Here is an 18,846-nt window from a genome sequence, read left to right as displayed (position 1 = left end):
GTGCTACCAACCGGTCCAAGGCCGGTTGTGACGGGGTGGCAGTAGCACAGGGTTCTAAAATAGGGGCGCGCTGAGCGGCTTACTTCTCGCGCTTGTAGAAGGGCAGCTCGACGATGTCGAAGGGAGCAACCTTACCACGGATATCGACGTTGACGGTCGCACCTGCGGTAGCGTGCTCGGTGGCCAGTAGAGCCATAGCAACGGGGTAGCCCAGGGTGGGTGAAGGAATACCCGAAGTAATCTCACCGATCTCGGTGCCATTCTCGTCTACCAGCTTGGAGCCCGCCCGGCCGGGGCGCTTGCCCTGGGCCTTGAGGCCGACCAGGGAACGAGCCGGGGTCTGCTCAGAGAGCTGAACCAGGGCGTCCTTACCCACGAAGTTGGCGGACTTCTTGGTCAGGGCAATCTCGACCAGCTTGCCCATTCCCGACTCGAAGGGGGTAATGTCGCGGCCCAGTTCGTGGCCGTAGAGGGGCATACCGGCTTCAAGACGCAGGGAGTCGCGAGCCGCGAGGCCTGCGGGAATAGCCCCGTGCTTCTCGCCGCGCTCGGCTGCCAGGGCCCAGAGCTTGGCGGCGTCCTCGTTAGCGACATAGATTTCGAAGCCGTCCTCACCGGTGTAGCCGGTGCGGGCCAGCAGGGCCTCAATATCACCGAAGCGGATGGGGGCAGCTGCGTAGTAGCCCATGGAAGTAATGGTCTCGGCATCGGAGGGGTCCATGTCGAGCAGGATGGCCTCTGAGGCAGGGCCCTGAACCGCAACCAGGGAAGTCTGGGCGGTCTCGTTCACCAGCTGCACGTCAAAGCCTGAGGTGCGGGCGCTCATGGCCTCGTAGTCGGCTGCCACGTTAGCGGCGTTGGGAATGACCAGGAACTCTTCCTCGCCCAGACGGTAGGTAATCAGGTCGTCGATGACGCCGCCGTCCTCAGCCAAAAGCAGGGAATACTTGGCCTTGCCCACCTTGAGAATGGACATGTTAGAGAGCAGGGCGTAGTCCAGGAAGGCACCGGCGTCGGGGCCGGTGACGCGGAATTCGCCCATGTGGGAGAGGTCGAAGAGACCGGCAGCTGAGCGCACAGCCTTGTGCTCTTCAACGTCGTTGGTGTACTTGAGGGGCATGTCCCAGCCGCCGAAGTCGGTGAAGGCGGCGCCCAGGTCTGCGTGGACCTGGTAGAGGGCAGTTTTCTGGGGTGACATAGGGGTTAGACCTTTCTTACCTTAGGCGCTGTGGACTTCGAGGTCGAAGGCTTCCATGGGCGGGCATTCGCAGACAAAGTTGCGGTCGCCGCCTGCTCCGTCGATACGGCTCACGGGGGTGAAGTACTTGTTCAGGCGCAGCTCGTGGACGGGGTAGGCTGCCTGGGAGCGGGGGTAGGGGCGGGTCCACTCGTCGGCGGTGACGACCTCGGCGGTGTGCGGGGCGTTGCGGAGCACGGATTCCTCGGCGCTAACCTTGCCGTCGATGACTTCCTGGATTTCAGCGTGGATGTTGGTCATTGCCTCGATGAAGCGGTCCAGCTCAGCCAGGGACTCTGACTCGGTGGGCTCGACCATGAGGGTGCCGGGCACAGGGAAGGCCAAGGTGGGGGCGTGGAAGCCGTAGTCCATGAGGCGCTTGCAGACGTCCTCGGCGGTGATACCGGACGCCGCGGTCAGCTCGCGCAGATCCAGGATGCATTCGTGGGCCACCAGGCCGGTTTCACCCGCGTAGAGCACGGGGTAGAGAGAGCCCAGTTTCTTGGCGATGTAGTTGGCCGAGAGGATGGCGGTCTCCGAGGAAGCACGCAGGCCCTCGGCACCGGTCATGGCGATGTACATCCAGGAGATGGGCAGCACGCCGGCTGAGCCGAACATGGCCTGGGAGATGGGCAGAGGCGCATCTGCCAACTGGCCCTCGGCGTCCGCCTCAAAACCGTTGCCGGGCAGGTACTTCTCCAGGTGGGCGCCAACAGCGACGGGGCCGACGCCGGGGCCACCACCACCGTGGGGAATGGCGAAAGTCTTGTGCAGGTTCAGGTGGGAGACGTCGCCACCGAACTTGCCGGGCTGGGCCAGGCCCATCTGGGCGTTGAGGTTGGCGCCGTCCACGTAGACCTGGCCACCGGCGTCATGCACCAGCTGGCAGACCTCAACGACCTGCTCCTCGAAGACACCGTGGGTGGAGGGGTAGGTAATCATGATGCCGGCGATGGTGTCGCCGTACTTTTCAATCTTGGCCTTGAGGTCTTCGACGTCGATGGAGCCGTCGGGAGCGGTCGCAACACCGGCAACGGCCAGACCCGCCAGGGCGGCAGAGGCAGCGTTGGTGCCGTGGGCGCTCATGGGAATCAGGACGACGGTGCGCTGGGTATCGCCGTTGGCCTCGTGGTAGGCGCGGATAGCGCGCAGGCCCGCGTATTCGCCGGACGCACCGGAGTTGGGCTGCAGGGAGATGGCGTCGTAGCCGGTGATTTCAACCAGCCAGGCAGAGAGCTCGTCAATCAGAGCCTTCCAGCCGGCAGCCTGGTCGGCAGGCACGTTGGGGTGGATAGAGGCGAACTCGGGCCAGGAGATGGGTTCCATCTCGGCTGCTGCGTTGAGCTTCATGGTGCAGGAGCCCAGGGGGATCATGGTGCGGTCCAGGGCCAGGTCCTTGTCTGAGAGGGAGCGCAGGTAGCGCATCATGGAGGTCTCAGAGCGGTAGAGGTGGAAGACCGGGTGGGTCATGTAGTCGTCAGTACGCAACAGGGCCTCGGGTAGCTCGTAGGCGTCGGTCTCCCCCAGTTCCCCACCCAGGGCAGCAACCAGGGCTTCGAGTACCTGCTCGGTGTGGGATTCGCCCACCGAGATAGAGATACGGTCGGCTGAGAGGCGGCGGATGTTGATGCCAGCTTCCAGGGCCTTGGCGACCAGCTCGTCGGCGCGGCCCTCGGCTTCAAAGGCGACGGTGTCGAAGAAGGTCTCGTGGACCAGCTTCAGGCCGGCTGCAGTACCGGCAGCGGCGATGCGGGAGGCCTTGTCGTGCAGGCTGTTGGCAATGGCGCGCAGGCCCTCGGGGCCGTGGTAGACCGCGTAGGCACCGGCAGCGATAGCCAGTAGGGCCTGGGCGGTACAGATGTTAGAGGTAGCCTTTTCGCGGCGGATGTGCTGCTCGCGGGTCTGCAGGGCCAGGCGGTAGGAGGGCTTGCCGAAGGCGTCCTGGGAAACACCCACCAGACGGCCGGGCAGGTTACGTTCCATGCCCTTAGAGACAGCCATGAAAGCTGCATGCGGGCCGCCGTACCAGAAGGGCAGACCAAAGCGCTGGGAGGAGCCAACAGCGATGTCGGCCCCCTGGTGGCCGGGGGCAGCCAGCAGGGTCTGAGCCAGCAGATCGGCAATGACAGTGACCAGGGCGCCGCGGTCCTTGGCGGCTTTGATGAGCGGCTCGATGTCGCGGACTTCGCCGTCGTGGCCGGGGTTGGAGATAATGACGCCGTAGAGGTCACCTTCGGGCAGGCCGTCAGCAAAGTCGGTAATCACGAAGGGAATGCCCAGGGCTTCGGCGCGCCCGCGGACGACCGAGAGGGTCTGGGGCAGGGCACGGGAGTCAATAGCGAAGAAGCCGTTCTTGACCTTGCGGTTGGCCCGGTGCATCATGACGGCGGCCTCAGCAACGGCGGTTGCCTCATCGAGCAGGGAGGCGTTAGCGATGGGCAGGCCGGTCAGTTCCATCACGGTGTTCTGGAAGTTTAGTAGTGCTTCGAGACGACCCTGGGAGATTTCGGGCTGGTAGGGGGTGTAGGAGGTGTACCAGCCCGGGTTTTCAAGAATATTGCGGCGAATCACAGCCGGGGTAATGGCATCGTAGTAGCCGGCACCGATCATCTGGTGCTTGACCTGGTTGAGGGCGGCGTAGGAGGCAATCTTGTTCTGGGCCTCAAGCTCGGTCAGGGGGGCGGGCAGGTTGAGGTCGCCCTCTAGACGAATATTGGAAGGGATGACCTCGTTGATGAGGGCGCCAAGGCTGTCATAGCCCAGCACCGAGAGCATGGTTTCTTGGTCGTTTGAGCGGGGGCCAAGGTGGCGGTCGATAAATGACATGGTGACTCTCCAGGGTAGAGGGTAAACCTGCCCACAGGGGTGCCCTGTGGTGGTGCCCTCCCCGCTCTGTTAAAACCTGAGAGTTTTGGTTCGCAGCTACCCATCACGCTTGGTAGCGGGCGCGAATTTTGCCCCTTCGGTGGGGGTTTGACGCCCCTCTCCAGAGTTGCCTAACTGAGCGGTACATTTGCCTGAGAGTTTCCCGGGGAGGGTTTGCTCCTTCGGCGCCGGTGCCCGTGGTCCCTCAACCTCGGGTGTGTACGGTCTCTCCCGCACCAGTTGTAACGGCGTTTTAGTTTTATCAACCCTTATTGTGCCACACCTTACACCTAGAGCACCAGATGAGCGGCTTTCGCGCCTCAAGGCAGGCGGCATCAGAAGGCGGACGCAACCGCGCCCCGCTTCCCTGCCCGAAGGCAGGAAAACGGGGCGCGGGCGTCCACAGAGTACGTTCCCCCCCTCATAGCTGAGGGGGGTATGAGATTAGGCGGGACGGGCGGCCTTCTTATCTGAAGCCATCCAGAGGGAGACCACAATGGAGATGACGCAGGTGGCGCCCAGGGCCAGAACGCCCCAGAAGTAGTTGCCGAAGGCGGTGTAGGCAGCACCCATAATCAGGGGCGGGAAGTAGCCGCCCAGGCCACCGGCTGCCGAGACCAGGCCCGATACGGTGCCGGTGTCCTGCGGGCGAACGACCTTACCCAGCCAGCCGTAAATGGTGCCGGTACCGAAGCCCACGAAGAGAGCCATGACCACGTGAATCAGGGTATTCACGGCGGTGCTCTCAGGCTCAAAGGCGATGCAGATGGCCAGCACGGTCATAGCAACGAAAACGATGAGGGTAGTGAGCTTGCCACCGAACTTATCGGCTGCGACCCCGCCGAAGGGGCGGGCTAGCACGGCGCAGGCCGCGAACATGGCCGCAAAAGTACCGCCGGCAACGGCCTCATAGCCGTAGATGTTCTGCATGTAGGTAGAGAGGAAGTTCGAGAAAGCTACGAAGGCACCGAAGACCACAGCGTAGATGAAGCAGAGCTGCCAGGTGACCAGCTTCTTAGACACAGCCAGAATCTTGGGTAGAACCGGCTCGGGGGTGCGGGCCTTCATGACGGGTGAGTCACGGATAAAGAGCCAGACAATGACGGCATAGGTCAGGGCGACGCAGCTCATAATGACGTGGGTGGGAAAGTAGCCGAAGGTAGCCAGCATGCGGGGGTTAAAGAAGGCAGCGCAGGCGGTACCGACCATACCCATGCCGAAAATACCGGTGGCTAGGCCCTTGCGGTGGGGTTCAAACCAGGCCGCGGCGAAGGGGATGCCCACCGCGAAGATAGAACCGCCAATACCCAGGAAGAAGGCTGCCAGCAGGAGCAGGGAGAAGTTACCCATCTGCCCCACCAGGCCGGTAATGAGCACCATTGAACCGGTCAGGGTCAGCATGATGGTGAACATGATGCGGCCACCGAAGCGGTCAGTCAGCGCACCCACCGGAATACGGGCCAGGGAGCCAACAATCACCGGGGTAGCGATCAGCAGGGAGCGCTGCCCCTCGGTCAGGCCGTAGGTTTCGGTGTAGTACTTGGCCAGGGGGCCAATCATGGTCCAGCCCCAGAAGCCAATCATGGAGGCCAGGGCCGCCATAATGACGTACTTGAACTGGCCAGCAAGCTGCGGATCTTTCGCAGCAACAGCCGTAGTAGACATGGTGTTTTCCTTAGTGGTGGTGGTGCTGGCGCTCGACCGTGCGGGCGTCCTTATTCACGGAGTCTGCGGTGCCTACCGGCGACCAGCCGCGGGCGTGGTTACGCTTGCCCCGTGAGCGGTAGACGATGTAGGGCCGGAAGATGTAGTGCAGGGGCGCGGTGAAGGCGTGGACCAGGCGGGTGAAAGGCCAGAGACAGAAGAGGATCATGGCCACGATGACGTGGATATGGAAGGAGGTGGTGGCGCTCGCCATGGCCTCGACGTTGGGCTGGAAATAGAAGAGGGAACGGAACCAGACCGAGACGGTTTCACGGTAGTTGTGGTGCCCTTCAATTTCCATGGCGTTGAAGAGGGTTGCTACTGAGCCGAGGACGATGGCGCTGGTCAGGGCTACATACATCATCTTGTCGTTCCAGGTGGTGGCGCGGAAGACGGTGGCCGAGGTGCGGCGGCGGTAAATCATGGCGAAGAGGCCGATCAGGGTAGCAACCGCTGCAATGGAGCCCAGTACCAGGGCGTTGATGTGGTAGAAGTGCTCGGAGATGCCAACCGCGTCAGTCCAGGACTTGGGGATCACCAGACCCACGATGTGGCCCACGAGCACGACCAGGATGCCGTAGTGGAACATGGGCGAGGCAATCCGCAGCAGCTTGGACTCGTACATCTGGGAGGAGCGGGTGGTCCAGCCGAACTGGTCGGTCTTGTAGCGCCAGAGAGTACCGCCGATGACGATGGCGAGGGTGATGTAGGGGAAGATGCCCCAGAGGAAGAAGTCGAGGGCGTTAACTGTGCCGGTCACAGGGTGGCTCCGTTCTTATGGTCGGCACCGATGGTGGCGCCGGGTGTCTGTTCGTGGGGCAGCAAAAGAGGTAGCAGGCGGGGGTCGCCGGGGGCCAGGGCCAGGCCGACGGCTTCTGCGGGCGGGCCTGCGGTGACCAGTTTTTGCACGTCCGCCTGAGTTTCTGGGGAAACTCCGGGCAGGGTCTGGCAGACCGCCTCAATCAGCTCATAGTAGGGCAGGTTGTCATCGCGCAGGGCCAGGCGAAGAAGTTCCAGGGAGGGCCGGTAGGCCTGAAGCGCTGCCCGCCCGGCCCGGGCGTCCACCAGGGCGGTGAACTCGAGAACCATGGGCAGGTAGTCCGGCAGTTCCCCGTGCAGGGTGGTGACCATGCCGGAGTCGCGGTACATCTGCTTGAAACGGGCCAGGGCCTCGCCGCGGCGGCGGGTGTCCCCCTCGGTCCAGTAGGACAGGTGGAAAGCGTGGCGACGCGACAGGTCGTATTCCTGCACATATTCAGCCTGCATGGCGTCAAGCTCGGTTGCCTCGTACCAGGTCTTGATGCGGGCTACACCGCGCATTAAGTAGTCATTACCGGTTTCTTGGGCAAGCGCGGTGAGTTCGGGCAGCAGGGCGCGGGTTTCTTCGCTGGGGTAGCGCATGAGGACGCTGGTGAGCTGGTAGACCACGGCGTCGGCGGGGTGGCCGCTCCCCCAGTCCATGTCGAAGGGGTCGCCCGAGGGCGGGGTGGCAGGTTCCACCTCCGCCTCGTTGCGTTTGAGGAGTTTGGAGAAGAATCCTGCCACTGCTAGACCTTCTTGCTTCCGGAGGTATCGGGGAAGAGGGAGTCGGGGCGGGTTTTGCCGTCCCACATGAAGATGTCGACCTTGCCGTCGGCGCGGGCGGCGTTGGCGTAGGAGCCTGCTGAGACGGGGACGGGGCGGTCGCCGGGGTCGGTGAAGGCTCCGTCGTAGAGCATGCCGGGGCCGCCGTCGGTGTCGAGGGAGCAGCCGATTTCTTCGAGGTTGTGGGCGTCCTCCAGGTGGGCCGGAGGAATGACGTAGCGTTCTTCGTACTTGGAGATAGCCATGAGGCGGTACATCTCGTACATTTCTGCACCGGTCATACCGACTTCGTGGGCAATCTCTTCGTTGCCGACGCCGCCGAGGGTGATGTCTCGCATGTAGGCGCGCATGGCGGCCAGCTTTTTGAGGACGTTGACCACGATGGTGGTGTCACCTGCGGTGAAGAGCTCGGCAAGGTATTCGACGGGGATGCGCAGGGAGTCGATGGCTCCGAAGAGGTTGGCCTGGGACTCTGCGTCGTGGCCCTGTTCCTTGAGCAGGTCGATGATGGGTGAGAGCGGCGGTACGTACCAGACCATGGGCATGGTGCGGTATTCGGGGTGTAGGGGAAGGGCGATCTTCCACTCCTTGGCCAGCTTGTAGACCGGTGACTTTTGGGCTGCGGTGATCCAGGAGTCGGGGATGCCCTGCTTGGTTGCCTCACGAATGACCTCGGGGTCGAAGGGGTCAAGCATGATGTCGAGCTGGGCCTGGTAGAGCTGCTTCTCATCGGGTACAGAGGCGGCTTCGGTCACGCGGTCGGCGTCGTAGAGGAAGATACCGATGTAGCGCATGCGACCCACGCAGGTTTCGGCGCAGACGGTGGGAATACCGTGCTCGATGCGGGGGTAGCAGAAGGTACATTTTTCGGCCTTGCCGCTCTTGTGGTTGAAGTAGATCTTCTTGTAGGGGCAGCCGGTGATGCACTGGCGCCAGCCGCGGCACTGGTTCTGGTCGACCAGCACGATGCCGTCCTCTTCGCGCTTGTAGATAGCGCCGGAAGGGCAGGACGCCATGCAGGAGGGGTTGAGGCAGTGCTCGCAGATGCGGGGCAGGTAGAACATGAAGGTGCGTTCGAATTCGAACTTGATCTTCTCTTCTGACTGCTGGCGTACCTTCTCCACAAGGGGGTCAAGGTGGCCGGACTCGTGGGCGCCGCCCAGGTTGTCGTCCCAGTTGGGGCCCCATTCGATGGAGGTGTCCTCACCGGTAATCAGAGATTTAGGACGCGCGGTGGGAAAGTCATCGCCCAGGGGCGCGTTGGTGAGGTTCTCGTAGTCGTAGGTCCAGGGTTCGTAGTAGTCCGAGAGTTCGGGCTGAACCGGGGAGGCGAAGAGGGTAAAGAGTTTCTTGAAGCGGTTACCGCTCTTGAGTTCCAGGCGTCCGCGCTTGTTCAGCACCCAGCCGCCCTTCCACTTTTCCTGGTCTTCGTAGCGGCGGGGGTAGCCCTGGCCGGGGCGGGTCTCGACGTTGTTGAACCAGACGTATTCGGTACCGGCTCGGTTGGTCCAGGCCTGCTTACAGGTGACGGAGCAGGTGTGGCAGCCCAGGCACTTGTCGAGGGCCATGATCATTGAAACTTGTGCCATGACGCGCATTAGTAGGTTACCTCCTGCTTGCGGCGGCGAATTCTTGAAACGATATCTCGCTGGTTACCGGTGGGTCCCAGGTAGTTGAAGGCGTAGGCCTGGTGGGCGTAGCCACCGATCAGGTGGGTGGGTTTGACCATGATGCGGGTGACGGAGTTGTGAATACCGCCTCGCTTGCCCGAGACCTCTGATTTGGGGATGTTGACCAGGCGTTCCTGGGCGTGGTGCACGTAGACCACACCTTCGGGCATACGGTGGGAGACCACCGCGCGACCCACGAAGACGCCGTTGGCGTTCTCACACTCAATCCAGTCGTGGTCCTTGACCCCGATTTTGGCAGCGTCCTGAGGGCTCATCCAGGCATGGGTGCCACCGCGGGAGAGGGTCTGCATGTAGAGGTTGTCGTGGTAGGAGGAGTGGATAGCCCACTTGTTGTGCACCGTCACGTAACGTACAGCCACCGACAGGTCACCGGTCTCACCAATTTCAGGTTCACCGAAGAGGTTGTGCATATCCAGCGGCGGGCGGTAGACCGGCAGCTGCTCGCCCATCTCGCTCATCCAGTCGTGGTCTAGGAAGAAGTGCATACGACCGGTGAGGGTGTGGAAGGGCTTGAGCTGTTCGATGTTGAGGGTGAAGGGGGCGTAGCGGCGTCCGCCGGTCTCAGAACCTGACCATTCGGGTGAGGTAAAGACGGGGCAGGGTCGGTCCTGGGTATCGCGGAACTTAATGCGCTTTTCTTCGTTACCCTCAGCCAGGTGGTGCATCTTTTTGCCCACCCGCTTTTCCAAGGCCTTGAAGCCCTTGAGGGCTACCGGACCGTTGGAGGTACCCGAAAGAGCCAGGATGGTGTCGGCCAGTTTGATATCGGTGTCGAGAGCCGGCAGGCCAGCGCCCTTACCGCTACCCATGACGCCGTGTTCCTCAGCCAGCTGGGCCAACTGCTCGTTGACGTCCACGGTCACGAACTTGGTGGTGGTACCCAGCTTGGAGAGCAGGGGGCCGACCGAGGTGTACATGTCGTAGATAGCCGGGTAGTCACGCTCCACCACGGTAAAGATGGGCATATTCTTGCCCGGGATACCGGCAATTCCCTGGTTCTTCCAGTCAGGCGCATGGCCGCCGGGCTGGGCCAGCTGGCCGGGGGTATCGTGCTGCAGGGGCACGGATACCAGGTCGCTGCGCTTGCCCAGGTGCTTGGCTGCCCACTTGGAGAACAGGTAGGCCAGTTCCTTGAAGACCTGGTGGTCGGTCTTGGTCTCCCAGGGCGGGTTAATGGCCGGGGAGAAGGCGTGGATGTAGGGGTGCATATCGGTGGAAGAGATATCGTGCTTCTCGTACCAGGTAGCAGCGGGGAAGACGATGTCCGACAGCAGGGTGGATGAGGTCATGCGGTAGTCGGTGGTCACCAGCAGGTCCAGCTTGCCTTCGGGCGCATTCTGGGCCCACTTGACCTCGGCGGGCTTGAAATCCTCGGCGTCCTTCCCCATGACCGAGTTGTGGGTGCCGAGCAGGTGCTTGAGGAAGTATTCCTCGCCCTTGGCGGACGAGCCCAGCAGGTTGTTGCGCCACAGCACCAGGGTGCGGGGCCAGTTGACCGGGTTATCGACGTCCTCCACCGAGAAGTCCAGGTCGCCCGAGTTCAGGCGCTGGGCAACGTAGTCTGCCGGGGACTCGGCGGTGCCAGCAGCAACCGCTGCGGCACCGGCGTCCGCCAGGTCCAGGGAGTTCTCGGGGAACTGGGGGTAGAAGGGCATCCAGCCCATACGTACGGAACGGGCCAGCACGTCGGCGGTGTGGACCCCGCGCAAATCGCCCTTAGCGAGGGGGGACTGCAGGGAGTCGGTGGTGCGTCCATCGGAGCGGAACTGGTCGGTATGCATGTACCAGAAGGCGGTGCCTGCCTGGGTGCGCGGCGGGCGAACCCAGTCAAGAGCGTTGGCCATGTGGGACCAGCCGGTGATGGGGCGGGCCTTCTCCTGACCCACGTAGTGGGCCCAGCCGCCGCCGTTGCGGCCTTCAGCGCCGCACATCATGAGCAGGGCTAGAATAGCGCGGTAGGTGGTGTCGCCGTGGTACCACTGGCAGATGCCGGCGCCCATGATGATCATGGTGCGGCCACCCGAGTCGATGGAGTTCTGGGCGAACTCGCGGGCGGTGCGAATCACAGCTTCAGCGGGGACGGAGGTAATGGCCTCCTGCCAGGCCGGGGTGTACTGGGTTTCGGCGTCCTCAAAACCGGCAGCCCAGGTACCGGGCATGCCGGGGCGACCGATACCGTACTGGGCCAGCATGAGGTCGAAGACGGTAGTGACGGTCTTACCCTCAACCGTGATGGTGGGTACGCCGCGGGTAATGATCTTGCCGCGGCCCGAGGGCTCGTCAAAGGCGGGCATCTGGATTTCGACGGCACGCTCGGCGCCGGTGGGCAAATCCAGGATGGACAGGGCAGGCTTGACGCCCTGTAGGTCCAGGTTCCATTTGCCCTCGTCCTCAGCGTTGTAGCGGTACCCCAGGGAGCCGTTGGGCACCACGACCTCGCCGGTTTCGCGGTTGAGCAGGGCGGTCTTGAAGGACGCATCGGGCACCTGGGCGTGCTCGGCAAGGTTGGCGGCGGTGAGGAACTTAGCCGGAACCGTCACCCCGTCTTCGCGGGTCTCAAGGGTGACCAGGAAGGGGAAGTCGGTGTAGGTGCTCACGTAGTTCTCGAAGAACTCAACGCGGCGGTCAACGAAGTTCTCCTTGAGAATTACGTGCCCCATAGCCATAGCCAGGGCAGCGTCGGTGCCGGCCTGGGCTGGCAGCCACTCGTCGGCGAACTTGGTGTTATCGGCGTAGTCGGGCGAGACGGAGACAACCTTGGTGCCGCGGTAGCGTACCTCGGCCATCCAGTGGGCGTCGGGGGTGCGGGTGACCGGGATGTTGGAGCCCCACATCATGAGGTAGGTAGCATCCCACCAGTCACCGGATTCGCGCACGTCGGTCTGGTCACCGAAGACCTGGGGTGAGGCCACCGGCAGGTCGGCGTACCAGTCGTAGAAGGAGGTCATCACGCCGCCGATGAGCTCGATGTAGCGAGCACCCGAAGCGTGGGAGACCATGGACTTGGCAGGAATGGGCGAGAAGCCGATGTTGCGGTCGGGCCCGTAGGTCTTGATGGTGTGAATCTGGGCTGCGACCACCATTTCCAGGGCTTCTGCCCAGGAGCCGCGTACCAGGCCGCCCTTACCGCGGGCGCTCAGGTAGCGGGAACGCTTTTCGGGGTCAGAGACGATCGAGGCCCAGGCTTCGACGGGGTCGCCCAGGCGGGTGCGGGCTTCGCGGTACATCTCCAGCAGCACACCGCGGATGTAGGGGTACTTCACGCGGGTCGGTGAGTAGGTGTACCAGGAGAAAGCCGCGCCGCGGGGGCAGCCCCGCGGTTCGTACTCGGGGCGGTCGGGGCCGACGGTGGGATAGTCGGTGGCCTGAGCCTCCCAGGTAATCACACCGTCTTTGACGAAGACCTGCCAGGAACAGGAGCCGGTGCAGTTAACGCCGTGGGTGGAGCGGACGACCTTGTCATGGCTCCAGCGATTGCGGTAGAAAACATCGCCTGCGCGACCGCCCTTGAGGAAGGCTGCGCGGCCGTCGTCGGTTTCATCCCACTTGGTGAAGAATTTGCCGAATTTGATGAGCTTGTCAGTGAGCGGCCCGTCGGGCCCAGGTGTGTGTGATGCCTGCTGTGTCATGGGCACCAGTCTACCCAATAATTCGCACAATAAATACCGAATAAAAATCTTCGCTAATTAAGCATCAGGCATACACATATTCAGCGGCGGCAGGGCTTTAAACCACCCGCTCAGAAGCCCTACCCCTGGCTTGTCAGCCAGGAGTCGATGCCACCTTCCACGCTGTAGAGATCACTGAAACCAGCATCGGTGAGCAGCTTCAGCGCCTTGAGCGAGCGCACCCCCGCCGCACAGTAGAGGGCGTAGCGCCCCTGGTGGCTGGGCAGAATCGTGTCAATGGCCGACCCTAGAGCCGGATCGGCAGAAGCGGCTTCAATCAGCGACAGGGGTAGGTTGAAGCTGCCCGGAACAGCCAGCGCTGCGTGCTCGTGGGGCTCTCGCACATCAATGAGGGGAACCCCCTCGAAGTAGGGTGAGCTGGCAATATCAGCCCAGGTAACTTCCATACCGTACTGGTCAGGTTCGGCAGTAGCGGGTTCCCAGTCGGCAGCAGGCGGACGTAGGGGCGCAGGGGCCTGCCCCTTCCCCGCTACCTGCTCACCGGCGTCCGCACCAGAAACTGCCGTGCGGACGCTCGGACCGGTACCCGAACTAGAGGCGGCGCGGGAGGTAGAGGCAAGCAGGGGGATGTACTCCCAGCGTCCGGTCAGACCGGTATAGTAGCCCACCTCGCCCATCAGCGGCTGCCCAATACCGGCCAGCAGCTTAATAACTTCCAGGGCCATCGCGGTTCCAACGACCCCAGCCAGGGCACCGATCACCCCTGCGGTAGCGCAGTTGGGTACCGAACCGGGGGCTGGTTCGAGCGGGTACAGGTCCTCGTAGACCGGCCCATGCCCCGCCCAGAAGACGCTCATCTGGGCGTCAAACCCGAGAATGGCACCCCACACATGGGGAATACCCAGGGCGGCAGCAGCGCGAGAGGCAGTGTAGCGGGTGGGGAAATTATCGGAACCATCAACCAGCACATCCACCCCGGCCAGTAGCTCTGCCGCATTAGCGTCGGTCAGACGCTCCTTGACAGCTTCGACCCTAATCAGGGGGTTGAGTTCGCGCAGGGTTTGGGCGGCTGAGTCAGCCTTGGATGCCCCCACCCGGGCATAGGAGTGGATGACCTGACGGTGCAGGTTAGAGGTTTCTACCGCATCATCGTCGATGATGAGAATACGACCGACCCCCGCCCCGGCCAGGTAGAGCAGAGCCGGGGAACCCAGGCCACCTGCCCCAATCACCGCAACCGTTGCCGCGCTCAGCTTTTCCTGACCAGCCTGCCCCATCTCCGGCAGAATCATCTGCCGCCCGTAGAGCTGGTAGGCCAGCGACGTTAGTTCAGAGGTCATGGTAGGTCTTTCTCTAGAGTGAAGCGGGCTCTTCCCGCTGGTCAGGTCTCGCATTCTCGCCCGCAGACCCTCTTGGGGCTCGCGCTGGGGCGCTCGCCCCAATTCACGCCAGCCCCGAGCCAGCGGGCTCGGAACGCGAGACCTGCCCCAGCAGCATCTGCATCTTCTATGCTTCTAGCCGGTGGGCGTATCGATTCCCACCCACTGCACGCTGCCGTCGGTGAGTTCTTGTTCTTTCCAGATGGGTACTTCTGCTTTGATGCGGTCAGCTGCCAGGGAGCAGGCGGTGAAGGCTGTGCCGCGGTGGGCTGCCGCCGCAAGGACAGTGAGGGCGGATTCGCCGATGGGGATGGGGCCGATACGGTGGGCTGCCCACAGGCGCACGCCGGGGATTTCTTCTGCCACCGAGTGCAGGACGCGCTCCAGGTAGTCGGTTGCCTGGGGGTGGGCGGTGTAAGCCAGAGCCGCTACAGGCTCACCGTGGTCGTGGTCGCGCACGATACCGTCAAAGACGACCAGGGCGCCCATGGCGCGGGTCATGGTCGCTTCTTTAGCTCCTGCCAGGAGCGGTTCGAGAGGGTCTTCGGTAATGGAGGCGTGAACGACCGTGGAGTCCACCGGTTCGAGCGGACGCCCCGCGTAGGGGTTAGCCACCGAGGGGCCTGTGGTGTGAGGGTATGGGTGGTTAGTGGTCATGGTAGTCCTCTAGCTGGCGGCAGATGTGGGTAACGAGGGGTTCGAGCACGGCACAACCGTCTTTGACTCCCCCGGTGGAGCCGGGCAGGGTCATGATGAAGCTGGTGCCGATGACGCCTGCGATTCCGCGGGAGAGCACAGCGGCGGGGGTGTTTTTGAGACCCTGATTCCAGAAGGCGTGCATGATGCCGGGAACTTCTTTAGTCAGGTGGGGGCGCACAGCCTCAACGGTTGTATCGTCTGAGTTGAGGCCGGTTCCGCCGCTGGTCAGAATGAAGGTGGGCAGCTGCCCTGAGGCCACCAGCCGGTCGAAGTAGGCGGGCATGTCGGCGTCCGCCACCACGACGGTGTCGGGGGTTTCAAAGCCCTGGTCGCGCAGCCAGGTGACCGCTAGGGGGCCGGATTTATCTTCGTAGATGCCGCGGGCAGCCCGGGTGGAGGCCACAATCACTAGGCCGGTACGGTTCTCGGGCAGGGCGTAGCTGCTGCTCACTGCTCTACCTTCCAGTCACCGGATTTACCGCCGGTTTTTTCCAGTACCCTGATCCCGGTCAGTACGGCCTGCTTATCAACGGCCTTAATCATGTCGTAGACCGTCAGCGCCGCCCCGGAGACAGCGGTGAGGGCTTCCATTTCCACCCCGGTGACGCCGCGGGTTTTAACCAGAGCCTCGATGCGGATACGGTCGGGGTGCCGCTCAAAGTCGATGGTGATTTTGCCCAGGGGCAGGGGGTGGCAGAGGGGGATGATCTCGGGGGTTTTCTTGGCTGCCATAATACCGGCGACGCGGGCCACGGGCAGGGCATCGCCCTTGGGCAGGTCGGCGTCAAAGATTTTTTCAATGACGTCTGCCCGGGTAACGATATAGCCCTCAGCCACGGCGGTGCGGGTGGTTTCGTTTTTCTCAGTGACATCGACCATGTGGGCGCTGCCGTCGGCGCGCACGTGGGTGAGCTGGTCTGCGGGGGTGGGGGCGGTCATGATTCTTGGCTAGCCTCTCAACACAAAATTAATCAGTATTTACTATACGTGATTTGCAGGCGGGGTAACTTTTGGTGCATCTACAGGGGAATATACCGCACCAGCTCACCGCCGCGATAGGTACGCCCGGGTTCCAGCTCCACCAGGGCATCGGCGCGGGCTGCCTGTAGTAGCAGGTGGGAGCCCGTAGCCGCGCTCGGAGCCAGCAGGGTCAGGACGCTCCCGTCCGGCTGGACCTGCCGGGTCAGCTGAGCCCGCCGGTACTGGGTTTTACCTTCCGGGGCAGCAACGGGAGCTTCGAGCACCAGCCTGCCACGGGCGTCTTCCCGTTCTTCACCCACTAGATGAGCCAGGGCTGGCCGCAGCAGCAAGTGGTAGCTGATGAGGGTACTGACCGGGTTACCCGGCAGGCAAACCACCGGGAGTACCCTGCCAGCAGGAAGACCCAGCAGGGCCAAACCCTGGGGGCCGCCGGGCTGCTGGGTGGCGTGACCAAACCAGTGCGCAAGCACCCGAACCGTGCCTCCAGCAGCAGTGCCCCGAGCAGCAGGGTTAGCAGCCAGGGCCGCCAGACCCAGACGAACCACCTCATACTTACCGTGGCTGATACCGCCGCTGGTGACGATCACATCGGGTACCCACTCTGCGAGCGCCCTGCCTAGGGCCGCAGTAAATTTTTCCACGGAGTCGCCGATGGGTAGGTGGTCGGTGGTGCAACCGTCCTGCTCGGCAAGAGCAGTAAGCACCGGCCCGTTGGCATCAAATATCTGCCCCGAGGCAGGGGCTGTGCCAGCAGAAGCTACCTCGTCGCCCCCGGTAATGATGAGCAGGTTCAGAGGGCGGTAGACCTCCACTTCCCCGATCCCCTGGGCAGCCAGGGCACCAAGCAGGGCCGGAGTCAGACGGCTACCGGCGTCGGCCAGGAGCTGACCGGCGGCAACGTCCTCCCCCACGCTGCGCACAAAAGTACCGGGAGAAGCCTGCGGTAGCTCAACCTGCCCGCCCTCGCCCACGAAACCGGCGGCGTCCGGCTGCCCTACCAGCGGGCGGCTGCGCTCAACCGGTACCACGGTGGTGTAACCTGCGGGCACGGGAGCGCCGGTCATAACGGGGTAGACCACATCATCAGCCACCGGCAGCCCGCTCACGGGCGCCCCGGCGGGAATATCGGGACCCACCCGAAAGATACGAGCTTCCCCCTGTGCCGCACTACTGGTCAGGGCGTAGCCGTCCATCTGGGAGTTGGCGAAGGAGGGCTGTGGAATCAAGGCGTAGAGAGGTTCTGCGAGCTGGCGGCCGGCGGTCTGCTGCAGGGGTAACCGCTGACTGGTGGGGGTGACGGTAGCAGCTACCAGTTCACGCACACAGGCAGCATAGGTGCCCGGCGCGATACTCTCCCCCGCGGGGAGCAGCCGGTCAAGGGTCTCTTGGGCTTGTGTCATGCTCGGCGGTTTCCTTTCAGTCGGCCCAGCCAGAGGGCAAAGGCCCCGGCGGCCAGCAGGCCCAGGTAGAGAGCGATCAGCATGAGCGCCGCCCCCAGGGCAGCATCCATGCGGTTAGAGCTTAAAGCCAGGTCAATAGCCAGCGGAAGAGTGCGGGTCACACCCTCAACATTCCCGGCAAAGGTAACGGTGGCACCGTACTCCCCAAGAGCGCGAGCAAAGGTCAGGACGGCTGCCGTCAGCAGGCCGGGAGCAGCCAGGGGTAAGAGCACACGGGCAGTAACCTCGGTGGGGCTCGCCCCCTCAAGCCGGGCAATCTCGGCGTATTCAGGAGGCAGCGCTCGCAGGGTGGTGACCAGGGTGGCCACAAAGAAGGGCAGGGCCACAAAGGTTTGGGCCAGAACCACAGCCAGCGGGGTGTAGGCCACCGATAGGCCTGCCGTTTCAAGCCAGGAGCCGAGCAGCCCTCGCCTGCCCCAGAAAAAGAGCAGGGCCAGACCAGAGACCACCGGGGAGAAGATGATGGGGGTGTAGATCAACCCGTAGAGGGCCCAGCTCAGGCGGCGAGCGCGAGACTGCTCGAGTACCGTGGCCAACACCAGGGCTGTAGGGGTGCCCAGCAGGGCTGATACAGCGGTGGCAGCTAGAGCGGTGAGCACCGAGAGCCGGACGGCAGCCAGGGCAGCTGGTTCTGCAAGCAGCTGGGGCAGACTCCCCCAGGGCGTACGAACCAGGAGGGAAAGCAGGGGACCCGCAATGAGTGCCAGGGTGAGCAGGGTGGGAAGCACGGCGTGCACGGGGACAGATGTGAAGGAGCTGGCCCGCCCTCGTGGCGGCGGGGTGGGTGCGGGGCCGGGTGTGCTCATGGTTCTAGTTTAGGCAGGTTCGAAGCCGTAGTCGACAAGAATCTGGGCGGCGGCATCCGAGGTCGTCAGCCAGTGCGCAAAGTTTTGGGCGCTTTCCTTACCTTGACCGCTGCCGGTAAGAGCTAGGGGGTAGGCGTTGCGTTCAACCTGGGGCAGGCGGACGACGGTGATATCGTCGGTGGCTGAGATAGCGGTGGCGTCGGTGGAGTAGATGAAGCCGGCATCCACCTGGCCGGTGGCTACCTTGGTGGAAACTGCCGAGACGTTAGCTTCTTCGGTGGAGGTGGCTAGCTCTACGCCCTGGCGGCTAAGTTCCTGGTGGGCCAGGCGTCCGCAGGGCACCTGCTCGGCGCAGATAGCGGTTAGGACGCCGGGTGAGGCCAGGTCATCAACGCTATCAATGGCGGCAGGGTTACCTGGAGCAGTTGCCAGCACCAGGGCGTTGGTGGCAATAGTCTCAGGGGTCGCAGCAGCGAGCTCTTCAACCTTTTCAAGAGCCTGGTTCATGGTGGTGCTATCGGCTGTAATCAGCAGATCGGGGGTAGCACCTTCGACCATCTGCGTAACCAGCTGGGATGACCCCGCGTAGGTGGCAGTGATAGAGACCTGCGGGTTTTCTTGACGATAGGCCGCTATGAGCTCATCGCCCACAGCCCCCAAGGAGGCCGCTGCAAAGAGCTGTACCTCAGCGTCCTGCCCCTGTGGGGAGGTTGCTACTCCCCCGCAGGCGGTAAGACCCAATAGAAGGGGGACGAGAAGGGTGCTCAGGCGGCGCATGGGGTCTCCAATGACGGGGTAACAGTGGCTAGCA

At 63.2% G+C, this 18,846-nt stretch carries 14 protein-coding genes and 2 riboswitches; all 14 genes read right to left on the bottom strand.

The features are described 5' to 3' along the window. Window positions 1-79: 79 nt before the first annotated feature. The 14 genes from gcvT to modA all read right to left on the bottom strand — a co-directional run bounded on the left by gcvT (window position 80) and on the right by modA (window position 18,812). A complete protein-coding gene (gene gcvT / locus L6963_RS00185; RefSeq protein WP_237206206.1) occupies window positions 80-1,198 on the bottom strand; it encodes a glycine cleavage system aminomethyltransferase GcvT in 1,119 nt (372 codons plus the stop codon). A gap of 21 nt (window positions 1,199-1,219) precedes the next feature. Beyond that, window positions 1,220-4,063, bottom strand: coding sequence for an aminomethyl-transferring glycine dehydrogenase (gcvP, locus tag L6963_RS00180; protein ID WP_237206205.1), 2,844 nt, complete (start codon window positions 4,061-4,063; stop codon window positions 1,220-1,222). Window positions 4,064-4,119: 56 nt separating this feature from the next. Further along, a riboswitch (glycine riboswitch) is annotated at window positions 4,120-4,232 on the bottom strand. Further along, window positions 4,233-4,346: riboswitch (glycine riboswitch) on the bottom strand. Between the two features lie 200 nt (window positions 4,347-4,546). Further along, a complete protein-coding gene (locus L6963_RS00175) occupies window positions 4,547-5,767 on the bottom strand; it encodes an MFS transporter (RefSeq protein ID WP_237206204.1) in 1,221 nt (406 codons plus the stop codon). A 10-nt stretch (window positions 5,768-5,777) separates the two neighbouring features. After that, window positions 5,778-6,566, bottom strand: coding sequence for a respiratory nitrate reductase subunit gamma (gene narI, locus L6963_RS00170; protein ID WP_237185969.1), 789 nt, complete (start codon window positions 6,564-6,566; stop codon window positions 5,778-5,780). After that, complete coding sequence (narJ, locus tag L6963_RS00165; protein ID WP_237206203.1) at window positions 6,563-7,351, bottom strand: nitrate reductase molybdenum cofactor assembly chaperone; 789 nt, start codon at window positions 7,349-7,351, stop codon at window positions 6,563-6,565. The genes narI and narJ overlap by 4 nt, the downstream gene beginning before the upstream one ends. Window positions 7,352-7,353: 2 nt before the next feature. Continuing rightward, entirely contained in the window at window positions 7,354-8,988 is a 1,635-nt protein-coding gene (narH, locus tag L6963_RS00160; RefSeq protein WP_237194736.1) for a nitrate reductase subunit beta, read from the bottom strand. Then, complete coding sequence (locus L6963_RS00155; protein ID WP_237206202.1) at window positions 8,988-12,710, bottom strand: nitrate reductase subunit alpha; 3,723 nt, start codon at window positions 12,708-12,710, stop codon at window positions 8,988-8,990. The genes narH and L6963_RS00155 overlap by 1 nt, the downstream gene beginning before the upstream one ends. Window positions 12,711-12,829: 119 nt before the next feature. Continuing rightward, entirely contained in the window at window positions 12,830-14,050 is a 1,221-nt protein-coding gene (locus L6963_RS00150) for a ThiF family adenylyltransferase (RefSeq protein WP_237206201.1), read from the bottom strand. A 174-nt stretch (window positions 14,051-14,224) separates the two neighbouring features. After that, complete coding sequence (locus L6963_RS00145) at window positions 14,225-14,746, bottom strand: molybdenum cofactor biosynthesis protein MoaE (RefSeq protein ID WP_237206200.1); 522 nt, start codon at window positions 14,744-14,746, stop codon at window positions 14,225-14,227. After that, window positions 14,736-15,239 carry a MogA/MoaB family molybdenum cofactor biosynthesis protein gene (locus L6963_RS00140; RefSeq protein WP_237206199.1) on the bottom strand — a complete coding sequence of 168 codons (504 nt, stop codon included), beginning with the start codon at window positions 15,237-15,239 and terminating at the stop codon, window positions 14,736-14,738. Before L6963_RS00140 ends, L6963_RS00145 begins: the two co-directional genes overlap by 11 nt. Next, window positions 15,236-15,727 carry a cyclic pyranopterin monophosphate synthase MoaC gene (gene moaC, locus L6963_RS00135; RefSeq protein ID WP_237206198.1) on the bottom strand — a complete coding sequence of 164 codons (492 nt, stop codon included), beginning with the start codon at window positions 15,725-15,727 and terminating at the stop codon, window positions 15,236-15,238. The genes L6963_RS00140 and moaC overlap by 4 nt, the downstream gene beginning before the upstream one ends. A gap of 80 nt (window positions 15,728-15,807) precedes the next feature. Next, on the bottom strand, window positions 15,808-17,169 hold the full coding sequence (locus L6963_RS00130) for a molybdopterin molybdotransferase MoeA (RefSeq protein WP_237206197.1): 1,362 nt from the start codon (window positions 17,167-17,169) through the stop codon (window positions 15,808-15,810). Then, window positions 17,166-18,035, bottom strand: a complete 870-nt coding sequence (locus L6963_RS00125) for an ABC transporter permease (RefSeq protein ID WP_237206196.1) — start codon at window positions 18,033-18,035, stop codon at window positions 17,166-17,168. Before L6963_RS00125 ends, L6963_RS00130 begins: the two co-directional genes overlap by 4 nt. Before the next feature lie 9 nt (window positions 18,036-18,044). Next, window positions 18,045-18,812: a molybdate ABC transporter substrate-binding protein gene (modA, locus tag L6963_RS00120; protein WP_237206195.1), complete on the bottom strand. Its 768-nt coding sequence runs from the start codon at window positions 18,810-18,812 to the stop codon at window positions 18,045-18,047. Between the last annotated feature and the right edge of the window lie 34 nt (window positions 18,813-18,846).

This window comes from Rothia nasimurium (assembly GCF_928392795.1).
In the GTDB taxonomy this organism is placed as follows: Bacteria; Actinomycetota; Actinomycetes; order Actinomycetales; family Micrococcaceae; genus Rothia; species Rothia nasimurium_F.
The sequence above is the reverse complement of the archived record's forward strand: the minus strand, read 5'-3'. Positions and strand labels throughout refer to the sequence as shown.